Raw genomic sequence first — 20840 nt, 5'->3', positions numbered from 1 at the left:
TTTTCTGGGTTTTACTGTGATTATTATTGATTTCTGTGATTGGTGTTGAGCTCAACATGCACACTAGTGAGCACGTTTCTAGATGCAATTGTTGAACTATGTATCGTTGGCATTATTGAGATTGCAGCGGTAACAGCAGCAAACACAGCAATAATTCTAAGGAGCTTTCGATGAACGAACAGTCGGAACTGACTGAACTTGAGCCGCGCGGATGGCGACACAGCGCTGTCTGGACGTACCTGATCATGCTGCTAGCAACGGGTACAGCGCTGGTTGTGTCTTTTATTCTGTCTGCAGAGACGTTGCAGATGGCTCGTGAACCGCATCAGTTGTTGTCATGTGATGTGAATGCTGTGCTGTCGTGCTCGACGGTGGCACAGTCGTGGCAGGCTGAAATTGTGAAGTTTGGCGGTTTGAGCTATCCGAATGCGTTCTTTGGTATTGCTGCTGAATCAGTGTTTGCCACTATTGCTGTGCTCGGCTTGGCTAAAGTGAAGATGCCTCGCTGGTTTGCTATCTGCACGTGGCTTGGTGGTTTGGCTGCTCTCGCCTACTCATACTGGCTGACGTCGCAGTCGATGTTCGTTATTCATGCCATGTGCCCTTGGTGCATGGTGCTCATGTTCTCTACGACGATTCAGTTCATGGCCTTAAGCCATGCCACGGTTACGGTGCAGTGTCTGCCGCGTAAGGCTCAGGGTTTGCGCAAGTACTACCGTTTGAACTTTGATCTGATGGTTGATGTGCTCTGGGTTGTGGCATTGTGCGTACTCATCATCGTTGTTGAGGGCCCAATGCTATTCGCTCACTGATCGCTTGTTTGAGCTCAATCGGGCATTCATACCTTCATCGTTCGGTAGCAAAAAGGCTACATGCGGATTCCTTTGGGAGTAGTTGCTCCCGTTGGAATGGCATGTAGCCTTTTGCTATTGCAGTTTACTATTGCAAATACTGCAATCAGAGGATCTCGATCGATTCAATCATGATTGGCTCGAGAGGACGATCCATACCGTCGGTTGCCGTAGCATCGATGTGGTCCACAACCTTCTTCGAAGCCTCATCAGAGACCTCGCCGAAAATCGTGTGGTGGCCGTTGAGCCATGGCGTTGGAACGGTCGTGATGAAGAACTGGGAGCCATTCGTGCCGTGAGGCTTGCCATCCTGGCCGAGGTGCAGGCCAGCGTTGGCCATTGCCAGCAGGTATGGCTTGTCGAACGTCAGTTTTGGATCGATTTCGTCATCGAACATGTAGCCAGGGCCGCCCGTACCCGTGCCGAGTGGGCAACCACCCTGAATCATGAAGTCCTTGATCACGCGGTGGAACGTCAGGCCATTGTAGAAGGCCTCGTTCGAAGGCTGGCCCGTGAATGGGTCGGTCCACTGCTTCTTACCCGATGCAAGACCGAGGAAGTTCTCCACAGTGTGAGGTGCCTTCTCATCGAACAATGTAATAGCGATGTCACCTTCAGAGGTGTGCATAATAATGTTGGTCATACCTCGTAAATTACCACCCCTACTTCCGAAAAGCTGGGTTGATACTCAAAGACTGCTGAATATCGATCTCAATATGTGGGTTATGAATACTGCAGGAGCACGTCAAGACGGTGCAGGAATGCGGCCATATCTTGGCGATAGGTCTTGGTTCCTGGCTCGAATCGCCATGTTCCATCACCATTGTCATAGCCTGCAACAATACCCGTAATGCCGAGCCAGCGAATGCAATCGGAATGTGGTGTCGATTCGTCTACATCAGTAAAGTCTCGACGCTGATTTTGCGTATCGCGGCCTGAGTATTCCATCAAGCGATGCAAGAATGCTGCCATATCTTGGCGATAAACCCCAGTCATTGGCTCATATCGATAGCCGTCCTTGCTCTTATATCCTGTTGCAATACCTGCATGTGCAAGCCACAGAATATCTTCAGCATGTGGCGTGGTCTTACTCACATCTTTGAAATGACGCCAGTCTTCCTCAGTAGGCTTCCACGTCATTGCATCGCCAAGGTTATTCTTCTTGGCCACACGACGAAGGAATGCAGCCATATCCTGACGGCATACAACGCTCATTGGTTCGAAACGCTTCGCGTTTCCCGTAGTGTCATAGCCTTCAGCAATTTTGTTATTGAAAGCCCATGCAATATCTGCAGCATGAGGCGTCCACTGCTTCACATCGCTGAATACATCACTATGTTCGTGAGTGAACGCAATCTTAGCGTCCCAAGCCTCGTCATCGTCCAATGCATACTGATAGCTCACTGTTGAAGGATACGAATCTGGAATAAGCACGGAACCAATTAAGGTGCCGCCTCGTATATTGCTAATCTTCGATACATCAACATGAGGAGAAACCTTGAAAAGATCTATTTGTTCCTGAGCCACCGGATACACACGCTCTGGATCGCTGACCTGACCCTGGCTAAAGATATTTGGCGCCATGGCAAGATTAATGCTCAGCAGAGGATTCTTATCTACAACGAGAAGGTCAAGTCCACGCTGAGAGCCATCAGACCGTACATGGACCTGTGGCAAGTCCAAACAGGTGATTTTATTGTTCTCTATATCGAGCCAATCAAGCTCTGGCAGAGCTCCCACGTCCAGAGTAGACAAGTTATTATCACTCACGGTCAAGGACTGGAGTTTCTGATTCTGCGAGACATTCAACGATGCTAGCTGATTCAGGCCAATTTTAAGACTATCAAGCACCGTATTGTGCGACAGATCAACTGCGGCCAGCTTATTGTTCGTTGCATCAATGCTGCGCAACTTTTCATTGTGCGCTACATCAAGCGTGGATAAGTTATTCGTATTAACTTCCAGTATCTCCAAATTCGGCTGATTCGTCAGATCAATCGAAGAGATTTTATTGTGGCCTAATTCCAGATTTTGCAATGTTGTAAGCGCCGCAATATCAATTGATTCCAACTTGTTATTAGAAACGCATAGCGTGAACAGCTTTGTGTTCTTGCTCACATCAATGCTGGCTAGCTCATTTTGTGCAAGTATAAGCTCTTGCAGGTTCTGATTCTGCGTAACATTGATTGAAGACAGCGAATTCCAGCCCACATCAAGTTTGAGCAGCTCTGGATTGTGAGTAGCATCCAATGTCTTCAACTTATTCTGGATAAGCTGAAGATCGGTTAACTTCGTATTGTTCGATACATCAATATCCGATAGCTTATTACTGGTCAGATTTATCCTCTTCAGATCTGGATTATGACTTAAATCCACTTCTTCAATTGAATTAAAGCCAGCAAGAAGCGATTGCAGTTTCGGGCATTTGGTCACATCAAGCGATGTCAGCAGATTCGATTCAATGGCCAATGTAGTTAAATTTGGATTGTTCGTTATTATCAGATCTTTGATCTGATTGTCAGAAACAACAAGGCTTTCGAGTTTATGATTCTTCGAAGCATCAAGCGTATTACGGAGCTCGCTGTAACACACATTTATCGATTTCAAATTCGGTACAAATTCAATGCCCTGCAACGACGATAATGCTGGTCCACTATCTGTGTCATACCGAAAGTCAGTGACCGCTTCTCGTTCTGCTTGGGTAAGCGTCCCATCATGTTCTGTATCCCAGTTCTCTTCAACAAATGTGCGGAACGCTGGATCTGGGAAATTGGTTTCATTAATTGCAATGTCACCTGTTGGTTCATCTGCTAAAGCGATTCCGGTGCACAGCGGAGTGGCTACCGTGGCTAAGACTGCAGATGCTGCAATTGCAATTTTCTGTATGCTGCCCTTCACAGGCCTCACCTTCTCTCATCAGTTGGGAGAATGCTTATATAATGTTGCGAACCTCAATACAAGGCTCACCAACAACATACCCCCTTCACACCCGAAAAAGCGAATCAATATCTAAAAAGAGACTGCAGTATTGAGACACTTCTCGTTCAATACTGCAGTCTGTTGTTATGAAGAGTCGATAGCTACTTCTTACTTCTTGACGAACGTATCAAGACGATGCAAGAAAGCAGCCATATCTTGGCGATACACCGTAGTCATTGGCTCATAACGCCACGTATCATCGGCGTTCTTATATCCTTCTGCAATACCAGCACCGCCTAGCCAGCGAATATGCTCAGCATGAGGTGTTGCATCAGTTACATCCGTGAAAGCTTTCGCTTCCACTGGCGTATCATCGCCGGTAAGTTGCACAAGGCGATGCAAGAAAGCGGCCATATCCTGTCGGTATACCTTAACTTCTGGTGCAAAATAACGGGTACCATCTGGACCCTCATATCCTGTTGCAATTTCGAACTTAGCGAGCCATAAAATATCTTCAGCATGAGGAGTCCACTCATGTACATCAGTAAAGAGTAGCCAATCCTCTGCAGCTGGATGCCATGCATCTGCAGCAGTAATGCCAATGTTTACGGCAATACGACGAAGGAATGCGGCCATATCCTGTCTATTGACATGCCACATTGGTTCAAAACGCGATGATCCATCCGTGTCAACAAAGCCGTGAGCAATTTTATGTTCTGAAACCCATTGAATATCCTCATGATGCGGCGTTGTTGTGTTCACATCCTTGAAGCTATATCGAGGCTGATCAGTGAACATAACTCTGGCATCCCACGTCGTTCCATTTGAAATGTATTGGTACGTTACTGTTGATGGATACGAATCTGGGACCAGCGTATTGCCAACAATACGACCGCCGCGCACGCCAACAACACTGTCCATAATCATCAGTGGCGCTACATCACGAAAATCAAGTTGCTTTTCCGATGTGTAGTAGGCGGCATCTGGATCTGCAAGATCTCCTCTATGGATTTCTCCTGGAATCCCAGCAAGATCAAGATACAGCAGTGGATTCTTCGCTACCGTAAGTTTTTTCAAGCCTCTTGCTACTCCACTACTATCTTCATGCTTCTGAGGTAAGAACAGACTCGTCAGATTATTGTCAGTAATATCCAGTTCAGCAAGATTCGGATTTTGTGTAGTGTCTAATGAAGTAAGCTCATTGCCACTCACTGAAAGTTCAGTAAGTCCTGGATTATGAGAGACATTAATAGACGTCAATCCAAGACCATCTGCTGACAGTTCCGTAAGCCTCTGGTTGTGTGATACATCAATTGAAGAAATCTTGGTATTGCTGATATCGAGAGATTGTAATTCTGGGTTATGAGAGACATCAAGAGACGTCAAACCAGTCGATCTCACCGCAAAATTACTCAGAATAACAAGCTGAGAAACATCTACCGTAGGCAGAGGATTATAGTCCACGATTACATCGCTCAGCGACTGAATATCACCAAAATTAATTGACTCAAGCTGGTTTACAGTAGCATACAAAGAATGCAGATGAGTATTCTTCGATATATCTATACTCGATATGCGATTTTCAGAAACATTCATCGTCTCGAGCTCAGGATTCTGCGAGGTATCTATAGCTGATAAGTTATTGTCACTTGCTGAAAGAGAGTAAAGATCTGGATTACGAGAGATATCTAAGCCGCTTAACTGATTACTATCAATACTCAAGTTTTGTAGCTGTGCATTACTCGCAATATCCAAACTCGATAATTGATTCATGCTGAGATTGAGATTCTGAAGCACAGGGTTTCCCGTAGCATCAAAAGACGATAGCGCATTCGATCTAGCATCGATCATAGTAAGTTGCGGACATTGCGATGTATCGAGTGACGAAATCTGATTCTCTGACGCAATAAGAGCCATTACATTTGCATTTTTCGATACATCAAGAGACGTAATTGCATTATCAGAAACATTTACAAACACAAGTTTCTGGTTCTGTGAAATATCGATATTATCTTGAAGGTTGTTACCCATAAGATACAAATTTCTTACTTCTGGGAAGAACTCAATACCCTTCAACGAAGTTAATTGATATCCTTCTTCTTCCGAGACATATCTCAATTCTGTTACAGACTCACGCTCTTCTTGCGTAAGAATGCCATCACCCTCTGTATCCCATTCTTTTTCCACATAATTGCGGAATACCTCATCTGGGAAATTGGTTTCATTAATTTCGATATCACCGGTAGGTACTTCAGCAATAGCAGTTCCAGTGAGGAATGGAATGCATGTCATACTCAGTGCAGCAGTTGCTGCAATTACTACATTTTTTACACTGCCCTTCATTGGACTCACCTTCTCTCGAACATAGGGAGAATGTTGCATTAGTGTTTACAGCCTGCAATAGGCTTAGCCCCTAACATACCCCCTTCACAATCGCAATCACGAAAGTTTGTCCGTTATTCATTTTGTGAGATAGAAAATAATCAGGAATCTTTTTCTGTTATTTCAAATCGTAGAAATAGTAAAAAAGCTGTGCTACAGCGTGAATTCTTGCGCTATAGCACAGCTCTATAAAACTGTGACGTGATCTTACGTTATAGCAATGTCACTGTTGCAACAAGTGTTGCATCGCCTGTGAGTTGAATAGCATTATCAGTTACATCAACACGCAGCAAACCACCACGAACAGTGATATTCCAGTGGCTAATACCTGTTCGGGTATAGAGAGCAACTGCTGTTGCACAAATGCCAGTACCGCAAGAGAGCGTCTCACCACAGCCGCGTTCATAAACACGCATCGTGGCTTCGCCCTCATCAAGATGTTCATCCATACTGTCGATGCGCACGAACTCAACGTTCTGACCATCAGGCAAGACCGGCTTCACGAGTGGAGGCTGCGTCAGATCAAGCTCGTCAATAACAGGTAACGATGATTCTGCATCTTCAATAACAGCAACCACATGTGGGTTGCCCATATCAACAAACGTGCCCTGTGCTTGACCAGCTTGGCCCATAATTTCGACGGTATAGGCATTGCTCTCCACTGCACGTGCAGCGCCCATCTCAACACGGAACACATGCTTGCCCAAGTCAAGCTGCTTGCCGAGTGAAGTGAGTACTTTCACACCAGCACGAGTACCAAGTAACAATGGTTCATCGGACTCAATCAGATGCTCATGCTGAGCAAAGAGTGCCGTTGCTCTTGTTCCATTGCCGCACATTTCTGCTACGGAACCATCAGCATTGCGGTAGTCCATAAACCACTGCACATGCTGGGCTTCGCACTGCTCGAGTACGTCAGCTGGAAGATCTCGTACAAATTCTGGCTTAGTTACGCGAATCACACCATCGGCGCCGATGCCGAAGTGACGATCGCATAAATCCATAACTTCGCGCTCAGTAACGTTACATGTACCTTCTGCGTCAACATATAGCAGAAAGTCATTGCCCGTTGCATGCGCTTTCATTAATGTTTGAGGCTTCGTCATGCCGCCGATTGTAACCGATGATTCGTGGAAACCCTTGGAATTAGGCGTATTGGTGAACGGTTAATTATGAAACACTCTGCTGCGTGCAGCATGGCGAGTAGGCTAAAAACCGCATGAGTTGCGCATGAAGAGCGCATTTACGTAACGTTCAGGAGGTTCACATGACGTCATCCGCTCCCATCGGTGTTTTCGATTCGGGTTTAGGTGGCCTGTCTGTAGTTCGTCAGATGCGTAAGGATCTACCTAACGAGCATATTTTGTATTTTGGCGATTCCGCCAATGCTCCATATGGCACAAAAACTCCTGAGCAGGTTCGCGATTTATCGTATGCCATTGTGGAACGCTTCCAAAAACAGGGTGCTAAAGCCATTGTGATTGCTTGTAATACGGCAACCTCTGCTGCAGTGAATGATCTGCGTGAAGACTTTGACTTCCCGATTATTGGTATGGAACCAGCATTGAAAGTGGCTTGCGACCGCGGTCATGGCAAGCGTCAGCGCATTATTGTGGCTGCTACCCCACTGACGTTGCGTGAGCGCAAGTTTGCTGATTTAATGCAGCGCTTCGAATCGGACCATACGATTTACCGACTGCCTTGCCCTGACCTGGTGGAAATTGTTGAACATGATCAGCTCGATAACCAAGAACTTGTCGATGCCACGTTGCGTCGTTATTTGGCTGATTTTGATTTGAATGAAATTGATTCAATTGTGCTTGGTTGCACGCATTTTGTGTTCTTCCGTGATGCATTCGAGCGCTTGGTTCCCGAGCACACGGCCATTATTGATGGCAACGAAGGCACCGTGCATCATCTGCGTGTAGTACTTGAATCGCTCGGCAAACTTGCGCCTGAAGATGAAACAGGCACTGTTACACTAGCAAACTCGGATACATCAGCACATATGGCTGATCTGGCACAGCGTTTACTGAACCGTTGACACTGGTGCCTGAGTTGCTACTGACGGTTAAGCAGAAATAAAAATGCTCCATACAATACCGCAGCACAACTGAACAGAACAAATTCCACGAATCACAAGGAGGACACCATGGCAAACGCAACTGCCAAAACTGCACTCATTGATGTTGGTGGTGGATATCGAGCTGTGTATAGCTGCGGTGTTGAAGACCGCTTAATGGCCGATGGTATTGAGTTTGATCATGTGTACGGTATTTCGGCCGGCAGTGCCAACTTGGCCTCGTTCTTGGCACGCCAGCAGACGCGTGCGTACACGTTCTATACGCAGTATGCAAACCGTAAAGAGTATGCGGGCATGCATGAGTTCGTGCACAATCACAACTTTGTGAATTTGGATTATGTCTATAGCACGCTCAGCAATCATGATGGCGAATATCCGCTTGATTACGAGGCTTTTGTACGCAATCCAACGAAGTTTACTGTGGTGGCCTGCAATGCCATTGATGGTTCGGCCAAGTATTTCGATAAAAGCGATGTAAGCTTCGATAACTTTGATGTGTTGAAGGCAAGCTCGGCTGTGCCAGTGGCCTGCGAACCATACATGGTGCATGGCATTCCGTATTACGACGGTGGTATTGCCGATCCTGTTCCTGTGCAGCGCGCACTTGATGATGGCGCTGACAAGATTGTTGTGGTGCTTACGCGTCTACCTGAGCCTCGTGAAGCCCATGCTGACGAGCTGTCTTCCCGCGTGCTCAAGCGTATTAATCCTGTGGCCGGCGAACGCCTGGCTATGCGATACAAGACCTATAACGATGAAGTTGCTTTGGCTCGTGAATTGGAAAGCCAAGGCAAGGCCATCGTCATTGAGCCACATGATATTCATGGTCTGTCTACGCTGCATCGCTCGTTTGAGGGTATTGAAGCGATGTATCGCGAAGGCTTCGCTGATGGTGCTCGAGTCGCTGAATTCCTAGCTCAGTAGCGGCTTCGCTTGTTGCGCCGTCAGCACATACCGAGCATACATTCAGCATTATTGCGGACTTGCTCTCTATAACGTTCCAGTAGAACGTTGCATGGCCTGCCCTGCTGCCCTGTCTTGGGCTCTGGCATATATGCAATGAAGAACGTGAATTGTTGAACTACTGGAGGAATGATGCAGGAGCGCAATCTCGAGCAATCCGCAGATGCTGCTTTGGTACAACCTACGTTCAGCTCTGCTGCCGATGTGCAGCAGCAGGCTGAGCGTATGCGCGAATACTTTGTTTCTGGTGCTACGCGTGATATTACGCATCGTAAGCAGGCACTTCGTACGATGAAGGCTTGGCTGAAGTCTCATGAAGTTGAAGTGCTGCAGGCATTGCATACCGATTTGGGTAAGTCGGCCTATGAGGGTTACATTACCGAGCTCGGTTTGGTCTATGAAGAGATTGATACGATGCTCAAGCATTTGGCTGAGTGGTCGAAGCCATATACGGTGAGCTCGCCTATGCCCGTGTTCCCTGCTACTTCAACTGTGGTGCCAAGCCCATATGGCGTTGTGCTCGTGTTGAGCCCTTGGAACTACCCACTGCAGTTGGCTCTGGTGCCAATGGTGGATGCTATTGCTGCTGGTAACTGCGTAGCTTTTAAGCCAGCTCGTGAATCAGCTGCTACGTCAGCCCTGCTCGTGCGCATGGCTGCTGAGGCCTTTGACTCTCGTTTCATTTGCGGTATTCCAGGTTCTGCTGGTGCTAATGAGTGGATTGGTCAGACGCAGTGGGATTACATCATGTTTACGGGTAGCCCAAGCGTTGGCAAGCTCATTATGACGCATGCTGCTCAGTTCTTAACACCTGTGACGCTGGAACTCGGCGGCAAGAGCCCTTGCATTGTGACCGAGGACGCCAAGCTCGATGTTGCTGCGAAGCGTATTGCTTGGGGCAAGGGCATTAACTGCGGCCAGACTTGTGTGGCTCCTGATTATCTACTCGTGCACGAGTCAGTGGCTCGTGAGCTGGCAGAACGCATTGCTCACTACTGGCAGCAGTTCTATGGTGTTAATGCACTCGAGTCGGATATTTGGCCTCATATGATTTCTGAGAAGCACTTCGACCGCGTTATGGGCTTGATTGAGCAGCATAATCCAAAGGCTCAGGTGTTCTGCGGCGGTAAGGGCGATAAGGCCACGCTGAAGATTCAGCCAACGATTATGACTGGCGTTACACTCGATGATCCAGTTATGGGAGAAGAGATCTTCGGCCCTGTGCTGCCAATGATTACGTACTCGACGCTTGATGAGGCCTTCGCAATTGTGCGCAAGATGCCACATCCATTGGCTTGCTATGTGTTTACTGAGTCGAAGACTACGAAGCAGCGCGTTGTTAACGAGCTGCAGTTCGGTGGCGCCACGATTAACGATGTGTGCCTGCACTTGACGAATAACAACATGGGCTTTGGTGGCCTTGGCAACTCTGGTATGGGCGCTTACCACGGCAAGGTTGGCTTCGATACGTTTACGCACTACAAGTCGACGCTGGATCATGGCACCTGGGTGGATCCTGATGTGCGCTATCCTCCATTCACGCCGCAGAAGAAGCAGCTGGCTCGTACGCTTATGAGCTGAGTCGGCACCGCACGCTGCACAATACAAAAAGAAACTGGTCGTCACCTTGCAACTCCGCAGTTGCTCGGTGGCGACCAGTTTTGTATACGTACGGTATTGTGTATGAGCACCTTGTGTATAAGCACCGCATTGCGGCGCGACTACTCAGTTTTCACACAATGTTTCACAGTGCGATGTTCGTGATTTTTGAAGCAATGTATCGGCGCTGCCATTCTAGGCATTGATACGTTTGTGTTGCATCAGACAGTGCACGATGCTGCTCCGTATCAGCAATGCCATAGCGCACAATTAAATCGGCAAGCCTATGGCGTTCCGATGGGAACAGACGCTTATCAATTGACATCGTGTCGTAGCTTGGCTGCCTGAACTGCGGACCTAAAGCGGTTCGCATTGCAGCCATAGCCAAAAATGCCACATCAAAGCGCACATTATGGCCTACGAGTTTATCGTCACCCACCCAATGCACAAAGTCACCAATAACATCACCGATTTCTGGGGCATCGCGCACCGTATCGAGTGTTATGCCAGTGAGCTGCTCCACTTTTGGAGAGATCTGCTTATTTGGACGAATGAGCTGCGAGAATTCCTCTGCAACACGACCATTGCGCACACGAACGGCACCGATTTCCAGAATATCTTCATAACGTGGGCTAAATCCTGTTGTTTCAAGATCAAGAGCCACATAGTCCGTTGGTAACTGTGGCGATAGCAATCGCCTAGCCGTCATTATTTCCGCTCCTCGCTGCCCGGACCAGAACGCCATACTTCACCGCATGCTCGCCTACTCCGAGAGTATGTACGAATGTATCAGTGGTTCTAAGCATACCTATTTCACTCGCATGCGGTAACCAACTTGCGCGAACATTCAGCAAATTATTACGTTTCGCAAGACGAGCACCAGCGAAAAATGGCATAGCACAGCCACAGCATAGGCCTGAAAACAGGCTACAGCGGTGGCTATAAGGCAAATGTAAGAGCAGCCTTAACACAGAATCCAGATCAGACTTCAGAAGCGATCTTCGTCGTCAATATACGACGTCGTTTCGCCAATAGCCTGAGCCAAGCTCTCACGCGTTGCTTCAAATGCCTCAGCATGCTCATCAACTAAGTGCTGGCAGTACTCATCGAGTTCGCGACGAGGCAGCACCAAACGCATTTGATACCATGCGCCGTTACCGTGGCACGACGTACTCAAACCCTCGTCAAAGAATCCGAACTGCTCGTAGTAGCTCTTCAGACGTTCACGGCACGTCAGCACGAGGCCCTTACGACCGCTAATTGCCGAGTCGAGAATAACGCGGCGCAGCAGGTAGGCTGCACAACCGTGGTTCTGGTAAATAGGCGCCGTATCGACACCGAGCAGGAACTGCCACTCGCCCTCTTCTTCATGCACGTTTGGGTCCGTGAACATTTCGTCGGTTAAGTCAGTCTGATTCGTCGCTGGTCCGTTAATGAAGCTCATGAGCGTACCTTCTTCAACCTGCGCTGGGAAGGTAGCGTCGATGTCATCGTCATCAGTATTGATCATGAGCCAGAAGTGATCTGGGTAGCATTCGATACGGCCTGCGAGCACTTCAGTGTCCGCTGCCTCGAGCGGCGGGAAACAAGCTGTTTCCATCGTCGCGAGCGCATCCAAGTCATCCATGGTTGCGTGTCGAATGAGCATGCTTTTTGCACTCTTCTCTCAGGGACTCGAGCTAGTCCAGTTACTCTTTTTCCGCTCGGAAATCCTGTGTAAGGGATTTATACAACCAAGACACTGTAGAAGACCTTACAGACACGAGCCCCCGTTGTCTCACTTTTGTGGGTCACACACGCCGCGTCATAATCACATAAATAACTCCTGCAATACCCGCAATTACAATCAGAACGAGCATAATGCGTTCGGCGCGCGTAAACAGCTTGCCCTGAGCGTCTTGCGTGTTTGCACGGTGCCTTGCGAACACAAACAGTGGCGTACCGATGGCGTATACAATGCAGGCAGCCATCACATAATCAAGGCCTGCCACAATCGCAGCATAGAGCATGTAGAACGTGCCGAGCACGCCGATAACAAGACCGTGCTTGCGCGTGAAGCGTGCATTAATTGGCCATATGTGATCCCTGCGGGAGATACGCCACAAGTACATGGCGCAGCAGAGGTAGCAAGGAATCGAGAGTACCGACACAATCGAAATCATCAGGTTCCATGCGCTGCCTTCAATGTAGTGGCAAGCGATGCACAGGAACTGGCAGATCAGCACCGTGTACAGCATGGAAATGCGTGGCGTGCCATTGCTATCGGTTTGTGCGAGGAACGATGGCATCAGACCATCGCGTGCTGCATTCAGTGGCATCTGACTCAGCATAAGCAGCCAGACGAGCATGGCGAACAGCACCGAGACAATAACGCCAGCATTGACGATCCACTCGCCCCATGCGCCGTAGATCTGGCCCAGAATTGCAGCAACCGAAGGTGAAGGCAGCTTGGCCAGTGCAGGCTGTGCGTAAACGCCAAGTGGCAGCAGCGAAACAAGCATATACAGCACAAGAATGCTAATGAAGCCAATTGTCGTTGCGCGGGACACATCACGCTGGCTACGTGCATTAGCAGACACAACAACCGCGCCTTCCACACCGTTGAATACCCAGAGTGTGACGAGCATCGTTTGGCGTGACTGTGCATATACCGAGCTCAAATCAAATGGTGCTGGCTGACCCGATGGCGTCCATCCCCAGAAGCCGTGGACGAACTGTGGCATGCGGAACAGCACAATCATTGTGACAACGAATAATGCCAGTGGGATCAGCTTGGCAATTGTGCCAGCGACGTTAATGCGTGCGCCGGAGCGAATGCCGAGGCGGCCCATGAAGAATGTAGCCCAGAGCACGAGCGATTGCACAAGAATTGCTGGAATCGTTGTACCGCCCGTAAAGACGCCTGGGAAGAAGAAATCAAGTGTGCTCGTAATCAGAATGCCGTAGGCCACCAGTGAGACGGTGTTCGTTGCCCAGTAGCCATAAGACACCAGGAAGCCGACGAATCGACCGAATCCGTGATACGCGTACGAATACAGACCATCGCTATATTCTGGTCGCACTGCGGCGAGTACGCGGAATGTGTCGGCAATAAACCACATACCGAGGCCGGTAATAATCCAAGCCAGAATTTGGCCACCTGCTGACGCATGCATTGCCATATTCTGAGGCAACTCAAATACGCCACCACCGACCATTGCCGAAATAACGACTGCGGTAAGTCCTAATAGCCCAACCTTACCTGCTGCACCACTATGCTTATGCTCGTTGGATTCCATGGTCTGACTTGCTGCTGCTGCAGCGATGTTCGAGTTGTTTTGCATTGGTGCTGACTCGTTCATGTCACCTCCGAAATCCTTGTAGTGCAGATATAACGTATTCCAGTAGACCACGTTAAACGTTTTCAAACGCGCCATGTCGCGCACAGCTGACCAATGCCGCTGCGTATTTTGCACACATTTTCATCAAGATGGAGTTCCGATCCAGTTTCGGACTCTGTTTGGTATGCAACACCTTACATTGCCATAATTCCCAATACGTCTCAGGGATTTTCGTTCATGTTGTGGTTGCCAAACGTTCAGATTTTGTAAATACCACGTTCACATACTTCGCTATTACAAAAATTTTACTTACAATAGATCACAGTTGAGAAACGCACTATACTGCGAGTTCAAACTGATTATAGTGAGAAGAACAGCGAGATTGAGGGATAGTTATTCTTCAACGATATGCCTAATTATGGGGACGTAAGGCATAGGGAAGGTACAACTTTTATGGAGTTCGCACCATCAAATCAGCCAATGGGCCATACATCGCGTGTATGGCCGTTGTTAGTTAAGGGCTTTGCCGCAACGGGCGCAGCAGTTATGCTCGGCTCGATGGGCATAGGAACAGCTAATGCTGCCCAAACAACAACACGTCAAAATTTCTTAAGCGAAGCACCTCAGGGTCCTTATGCTCTGGATGACGATACCCATATGGCTCCCGTCGGTGCAGAAGCCCAAGCATTGCGCACACGCTTCCTGTTTGCACAATTACTGAACGCACAGCTTCCATCGCCAACGCTTGAAGAGTGGAATGAGTACGAGCTTGCTCGTTTGGCTGACGAAGCCTATCTGATTACGAACGCACAGACCGAGCGTGCGGAAAAGGCTGCTAAGCAGCAAGAAGATGAGCGTGCTCAGGCCAAGTCAGCAGAGGAAGCCAAGCAGAAGGCGCAAGAAGAAGCCAAGCAGAAGGCTCAGGATGAGGCTGTTGAGCAGGCTAAGAAGCAGGCATATGAACAGGCCCAAGCTGAGGCAAAGGCCGCCGCTGAAGCAGAGGCTAAGGCAGCTCAAGAAAAGGCTGCTGCCGAAGCCGCTAAGCAGCAAGAAGAAGCGAAGCGTCAGGAAGCATCTGACAAGCAAAATGATGCGCTCAAGACTGACGCTTCCCCTGCAACTGATCAGGCAGCTTCGTCACCAGAATCCGGTAGCGGTAGCAGCAATGCGCAGGTTAGCAGTACTCCAACTCCTGTAAATACAACGGAAATTGCAAACGCCAAAGCGCAAGAAAAGTTGCAGCAGATTAGCGCTTGCATGTCTGTTCATCTGCACAACAAGAACGAAGAAGCACGTAAGCAGGCTGAAGAACAGCGCGAGAAAGATCAGCAGCTGGAAGACGAGCGCATTGCAGCCCCATTGAATGAGGGCTGGGCCTCTGGTCTGAACGACGTGCTTGATGTTGATGCACTGTCGGTTGACGTGGAAGCTCAGAAGGCTAAGGAAGAGCGCGCGAACCAGGATCCTGTTGAGCAGGCTAAGCAGGAAGTTGACGAAGCACTGAAGGTGTGCACTGCTGAAGTGAATACGGCAATGCGTTTGGGTCAGCAGTATTCGGCAACGTCCTCGGCTCGCGGCGGCAGCTCTCCTCATTCAACAACATGGGCTCTTATTCGTAAGCTCTACGCACGTGGCGACCGCTCGCATGTTTCGAGGCCACACGGCAATGGTGGTGATTCCGGCCGTAATGCTTACGCATTGGGTAACTGCACATGGTATGCCTACGAACGCCGTAAGGAACTGGGCATGCCAGTCGGCAGCTTCTTCGGTAATGGTGAGCAGTGGGCTAATAGTGCCAGCAAGCTTGGCTATAGCGTTTCGTCGAAGCCTACGTACGGCGCCATTGCGGTGTTCGGCCGTGGTGACTTCGGTGCATCGACTCAGTATGGTCATGTGGCCATTGTTGAGAAGGTTAATGCCGATGGCTCGATCATTATTAGTGAGATGAACGTGACGGGTTACGACCAAGTGTCTACGCGCGAATTCACCGCGTCGGAGGCCTCGAAGATTACGTACATTCACTAATCCGAAGAGTCACTCGACTCCCCGACTCAGTTTTCCTGCAACACTTTCCTACACAACTTGATAACTCACGCACCAATGGTGAATTTCACTACTGGTGCGTGATTTTTATTGATGTGCATCGGTTGCATATGGCAGATGCATGAACTCAGGCACCTGATACCACTTCACTGGATACCCAGCGCCATGCGCGCAGAACACAGAATCTGGCGTGTGTTCAAGATCCGATTCCGCATCATAGGTGCTTTGTTCCAGAATCTCCTCAGCGTTATGAGCTGGTCGATATCCATCAAAAACAAGCGTTAAACGGCCACGACCATGCGTGTACTGCGAAACAGTGAGCGCATAATCCTGCAAGCCAACGGCTGGTGCAACACCGCGGACCAAAGCCATATCGGAGTTACCTGCCCCTGCCCCAGCCGAGGCAGAATCCGAATCATCGCTACTGTCGAACGAACCGCCCATGCGCTGCACATCAGCCATAGCACGACCAACATTCTCAAGCGGCACTTCAATCGAGAATCGCAGCCATGGTTCCAGCAGTACGCAAGCCGAACGCTCCTTGAGCTCCATCAGCGCCTGACTAATTGCGCGATATGTCGCCTGACGGAAATCACCGCCCTCGGTATGCTTCAGGTGCGCACGAGCAGCAACCAGCGTCATTTTCACGTCAGTCAGTGGCGAACCAGTCAGCACACCCAAGTGCTCACGTTCCACGCAGTGTGTCAGAATTAAGCGCTGCCAATTGCGGTCAAGCTCGTCTTCATTCAATGCGCTAGCCACTTCAATGCCACTACCCTCAGGTAATGGTTCCAGCAGAATATGCGCTTCTGCATAATGACGCAGCGGCTCAAAGTGACCCACACCTTCTTGTGGTTCACTAATCGTCTCTTTATAGAGCACCGAGCCAGGTCCGAACGACACTTCGAGGCCAAAGCGCGAGCGCAATAGCTCTTCAATAACTTCCAGCTGCACGCGACCCATCAACTGCACATGAATCTGTTCGAGACGTGTATCCCACACCACATGCAGCAGCGGATCCTCGTCGCCAAGCGTATTCAGCGCGGTCAAGCACTTATGAATATCCTCATCGCCCGGCAGCAGAGTATAGGTCATTACTGGCTGTAAAACCGGCGCAGGCGCATTGGACTCGAAGCCTAAGCCCTCACCTGGGAACGTCTGCGTCAATCCCGTCACCGCAGCAACTGTGCCAGCTGCAACTTCTTGCACCGTTGTATATTTCGCGCCCGAATAGGCACGCACTTGATCGACCTTGTCTTGCCAAGCCTGGCCGTGCAAATCGGTGCCCTCAAGTTCCGTTTTCGCACGCAGCACGCCGCCCGTGACTTTGAGCCACGTCAGACGATTGCCTGAAGCATCGTGAGAAATACGTACGACGCGAGCGCCAAACTCGTCTGGATACTCGGGTTCCGTTACAAGTTCAGCAAAGCCGTTCAGGAACTCCTGAATACCCTCGAGCTTCAGTGCCGAGCCAAAGAAGACAGGGAATAGCGAACGATCAGCCACCATCGTGCGAATCGTGTCAGTCTGGATCGCACCTGTTTCTAAGTATTCGTTCATGGCTTGCTCGCTGAGCATGGCCACTTCTTCGAGTTCTGCAGATGGAGTACCCAGAGGCTCATTCTGATCTGCAGCTCGGTCCGTGCCCCCATTCACATCCGCATCTGCTGCCTCACCTATTCCGCCGCGCATATCATGCAGCAGCGTTGTGGCCCTTGCGCACGAGCTTGAAAGCTGATGTTGCAGCGCCTCAAGCACAGTCTGTTCGTCGGCGCCCGGCATATCCATTTTGTTAACGAATACAATCGTTGGCACCGCGTAGCGCTCGAGTAGTCGCCACAGCGTTTCCGTATGCCCCTGCACGCCGTCCGTTCCGCTAATCACAAGCACGGCATAGTCAAGCGCGGCTAGCGTTCGCTCGGTTTCGGCTGAAAAATCAACGTGGCCTGGCGTATCGAGCAGCGTCACCTGCAGTGGTTCTTGTGTTTGCTGTTGTTTCTTTATTTCTGTTGCAGCATCAGTAGGTGTTATGTGCAGCACTGCTGGTTCGGTGAAAATCGTAATACCACGTTCGCGTTCAATTGCATCGGTATCGAGGAACGCATCACCATGGTCTACACGACCAAGTGTGCGCACTGCTCCTGTGGTATAGAGCAAGCTTTCTGACAATGTTGTTTTACCAGCATCTACATGTGCCACAATGCCTGCTACAACGCGTTTCATGAACGCCGCTCCCCTGCTTTCCTAGACGATGGCGGTACTGAGCGTGAGTTTAGCAGCAGCTATGCGGCAACCTGTGCGAACTCTATTTCCAAACCATAATCTGTTAAGGAAGCATCCTCAGCCCATTGCTGCCAACTTTGCTGTTTACCGTTAGCCTCCCATTGCACGTGCTCAACCTTGAGATACGGCAATGTATCACTGTCACCTAGTTGGGCTCGAGTGAGCTGATGCAGCAGCGTGGCTCGAGACAAGGTAATTGTGGATACGGGCACTTGTTTAAACACAGAGTCAGTATAAGGATTTAAGAATGGTGTGCCATCCAACGCTAAGAATTGCAAGCTTGTGCAACGACTGAACATGCTCGTCGTGTCATAGAGTGACTTACTGCTCAGAGGGTTCGCATTGAGATCGGTAAGCTTTTTACAACTCAGGAACATACGTGCGGTGTCACGGAGTCTTGGCGCATATATGTTCCAATGCACTTGTGTTATGCCAGATCCTTTAAACATGTCAGCTGCATAGACCCATTGGTTCGCTGTTTTGTCGGCATCTGAGCAATTGATGAAGGCTTTCTTCAGATTCTTCGTATGCGCGAACATCTGCGAAGAATCTTCTATGCGATTAAACGGAATATTGAAATTCTTACTATTTGTGGTTGCTGCTCCATAGAACAGGCCGAACGCATTAATGCTATGCTCGCCAAAATCGCATTCTGAAAAATCAACAAATTGTAAGTTCGTTCCTGCAAACATCTGGCTGAGATGAATAACACTATGCGCATCAGGGAGCTTATCGAATTTCAGATTACCAATATTGCGCACGGCAGTCAGCGATTCAAAGCCTAAGAACATGTCTTCAAGCTGGTGCTCATTATGGATAGTCACAGCGTGCGCGAACCTCACAAAACGTACTTTCGCGCGTATGGAATCCATACGAGGAATATGCTTCGTAAATACTGGTGTACCCATTGCAACCTCTGCATCTTGCTTTGGAGCAATGATTAATTCCTGGCCTTCCGCATCGATGTACCAAGGCGTGCCGCCCCAGTTACCTTCCATCGGATCAAGTGAGCCATTATCGTTTGCTGGAGACTCATCAGTGGTATTCGTTGCTGAGGTCTCGTCATCACTCGTAGTATTCGCTTTCTTATTAATGCTCTGATTGAAGGTCACTGATATTGCTGGATCGATGGTGGTGTTATCAGCCCATTGATGCCAAGTTTTTGGCTCATCACCAACGGACCATACCACTGCGGTATCGTTCAGTAACGGTAACGTGTTCGTCTCGTTATAAATCGAAGTAATGTGCAGATTATAGAGATGATTCACTGAGGCCTTAGTGAGCGTAATAGTGTGCAACGTGCGCGAGACACCAGCAAAGAGTTGGTCGTGGTAGCCGACCACAAAATGCATATTGCGCATGGAAAGTGTTTCCAGTTTATGGCAATCCGAAAATGCTTCGTCCGCTTCAGAGATCGAGCTACTTTGCATGCCATCGAGATCTATTGACTTCACGCTACTCAACGTGAACATGCGGTTCATCGTTGTAATGTTTGGTGCGTATAGCTTCCAAACTACGGTTTGCAAATCCTCGCAATTCTTAAACATTTCCGTCACATCAGTCCACATTGTTGCCGGGGCAGCATTGAGTTCATCCTCAATAACAACGTTGTGGAGTTGAGAGCTATGGAACATACCAAGTGCGCACCCGATATGTGCAAATGGAATATGCATGCGTTGAATATCGGTTACTGCGGATTCAGCAAACATAGCCGTAGCATCAATAACATGGTCATGCAGTTGCATCTGAGCAAAATCAACTGAAGTCACTGCAGTGCGACCAAACATGTTACGGAAACTGACCCAGCTGCGCGCATCAGCAAGTTGGTCGAACGAGATCCGATCGATATGTTCTACAGTTTTGAGATGTTCAGCCGAGAAAAACAGCTGATCAAGAGCATTAGGATCCTGAATGGCAACACGATGCGCAAATTGCACAGTTTCCATATTTTGCTTCGTTGCCTGTTCTGAGTCATCACCAGTTAAGAATTCTGCAGTATTCCAGTCCACAACAGCATCAGCATCTGGAGCAATAACCAGCGTTTTTGTTGAAGGATCATAGGTCCATGGCACACTGCCCCATTCACCCGAGGTTTTTGGTAGTGCATTATTGGCTACGCGTGACTGCTCGGCTTTGAGATAATCCCATTCACTGAGCTTCTCTTGTGCATCGGCATCAGCATGAGCATTGTCATACACATGTGTTCCATCGTCATTTGCTTGGGCTGTTGTACCGAATGCTTGGGCTGCTGTATCTGTTGCGGTTTGCGCGGATGCACTGTGTGTCAACAGGCTCGTCACAGTAAGGGCAACAGTCGCTATAAGAGCACAGCTGCAGCGTACAGCACGTAATTTGTTCCGTATTGACATTGTTACCCCTTCCCCATTTCGCGCTCGG

The 20840-nt window shown here is 49.0% G+C and carries 14 protein-coding genes; 5 read left to right on the top strand and 9 right to left on the bottom strand.

Annotated features, from left to right (window positions below; translation table 11 throughout):
- Positions 1 to 170: 170 nt before the first annotated feature.
- The gene (locus D2E26_RS01020; RefSeq protein WP_125962855.1) at positions 171 to 812 is read left to right on the top strand and encodes a vitamin K epoxide reductase family protein; all 642 of its coding nucleotides are present in this window, start codon (positions 171 to 173) and stop codon (positions 810 to 812) included.
- 145 nt (positions 813 to 957) lie between these two features.
- Here the strand turns inward: D2E26_RS01020 and D2E26_RS01015 are convergent, their stop codons facing one another.
- The 4 genes from D2E26_RS01015 to dapF all read right to left on the bottom strand — a co-directional run bounded on the left by D2E26_RS01015 (position 958) and on the right by dapF (position 7258).
- A complete protein-coding gene (locus D2E26_RS01015; protein ID WP_125962854.1) occupies positions 958 to 1494 on the bottom strand; it encodes a peptidylprolyl isomerase in 537 nt (178 codons plus the stop codon).
- Between the two features lie 80 nt (positions 1495 to 1574).
- Entirely contained in the window at positions 1575 to 3749 is a 2175-nt protein-coding gene (locus tag D2E26_RS01010; protein ID WP_125962853.1) for an S-layer homology domain-containing protein, read from the bottom strand.
- 189 nt (positions 3750 to 3938) lie between these two features.
- Complete coding sequence (locus tag D2E26_RS01005) at positions 3939 to 6113, bottom strand: S-layer homology domain-containing protein (protein WP_164515819.1); 2175 nt, start codon at positions 6111 to 6113, stop codon at positions 3939 to 3941.
- A 251-nt stretch (positions 6114 to 6364) separates the two neighbouring features.
- Entirely contained in the window at positions 6365 to 7258 is an 894-nt protein-coding gene (dapF, locus tag D2E26_RS01000) for a diaminopimelate epimerase (RefSeq protein ID WP_125962851.1), read from the bottom strand.
- A 161-nt stretch (positions 7259 to 7419) separates the two neighbouring features.
- On the opposite strand from dapF, the gene murI reads away from it, so the two are divergent.
- From murI to D2E26_RS00985, 3 genes are all read left to right on the top strand, one after another.
- Entirely contained in the window at positions 7420 to 8196 is a 777-nt protein-coding gene (murI, locus tag D2E26_RS00995) for a glutamate racemase (protein ID WP_125962850.1), read from the top strand.
- Positions 8197 to 8304: 108 nt separating this feature from the next.
- Entirely contained in the window at positions 8305 to 9159 is an 855-nt protein-coding gene (locus D2E26_RS00990; RefSeq protein ID WP_125962849.1) for a patatin-like phospholipase family protein, read from the top strand.
- 171 nt (positions 9160 to 9330) lie between these two features.
- On the top strand, positions 9331 to 10779 hold the full coding sequence (locus D2E26_RS00985; protein ID WP_125962848.1) for an aldehyde dehydrogenase family protein: 1449 nt from the start codon (positions 9331 to 9333) through the stop codon (positions 10777 to 10779).
- 163 nt (positions 10780 to 10942) lie between these two features.
- On the opposite strand, the gene D2E26_RS00980 is transcribed toward D2E26_RS00985, so the two are convergent.
- From D2E26_RS00980 to D2E26_RS00970, 3 genes are all read right to left on the bottom strand, one after another.
- Positions 10943 to 11506: a 3'-5' exonuclease gene (locus tag D2E26_RS00980; RefSeq protein ID WP_125962847.1), complete on the bottom strand. Its 564-nt coding sequence runs from the start codon at positions 11504 to 11506 to the stop codon at positions 10943 to 10945.
- A gap of 279 nt (positions 11507 to 11785) precedes the next feature.
- Positions 11786 to 12424 carry a GNAT family N-acetyltransferase gene (locus D2E26_RS00975; RefSeq protein WP_241218815.1) on the bottom strand — a complete coding sequence of 213 codons (639 nt, stop codon included), beginning with the start codon at positions 12422 to 12424 and terminating at the stop codon, positions 11786 to 11788.
- A gap of 163 nt (positions 12425 to 12587) precedes the next feature.
- Positions 12588 to 14213 (bottom strand): basic amino acid/polyamine antiporter, encoded by a 1626-nt coding sequence (locus tag D2E26_RS00970; protein WP_125962845.1) that lies wholly within the window; start codon positions 14211 to 14213, stop codon positions 12588 to 12590.
- A 357-nt stretch (positions 14214 to 14570) separates the two neighbouring features.
- Between D2E26_RS00970 and D2E26_RS07545 the strand changes: the two genes are divergently transcribed.
- The gene (locus D2E26_RS07545; protein WP_241218814.1) at positions 14571 to 16142 is read left to right on the top strand and encodes a CHAP domain-containing protein; all 1572 of its coding nucleotides are present in this window, start codon (positions 14571 to 14573) and stop codon (positions 16140 to 16142) included.
- 105 nt (positions 16143 to 16247) lie between these two features.
- Here the strand turns inward: D2E26_RS07545 and D2E26_RS00960 are convergent, their stop codons facing one another.
- Together D2E26_RS00960 and D2E26_RS00955 are read right to left on the bottom strand one after the other, a co-directional pair.
- Entirely contained in the window at positions 16248 to 18383 is a 2136-nt protein-coding gene (locus tag D2E26_RS00960; protein ID WP_125962844.1) for an elongation factor G, read from the bottom strand.
- A gap of 59 nt (positions 18384 to 18442) precedes the next feature.
- Positions 18443 to 20731, bottom strand: coding sequence for a BspA family leucine-rich repeat surface protein (locus D2E26_RS00955; protein ID WP_164515818.1), 2289 nt, complete (start codon positions 20729 to 20731; stop codon positions 18443 to 18445).
- Positions 20732 to 20840 lie beyond the last annotated feature (109 nt).

Origin of the sequence: Bifidobacterium dolichotidis (assembly GCF_003951975.1) — a bacterium.
Taxonomy (GTDB): Bacteria; Actinomycetota; Actinomycetes; order Actinomycetales; family Bifidobacteriaceae; genus Bifidobacterium; species Bifidobacterium dolichotidis.
This window is presented reverse-complemented; position numbering and strand designations above follow the sequence as displayed.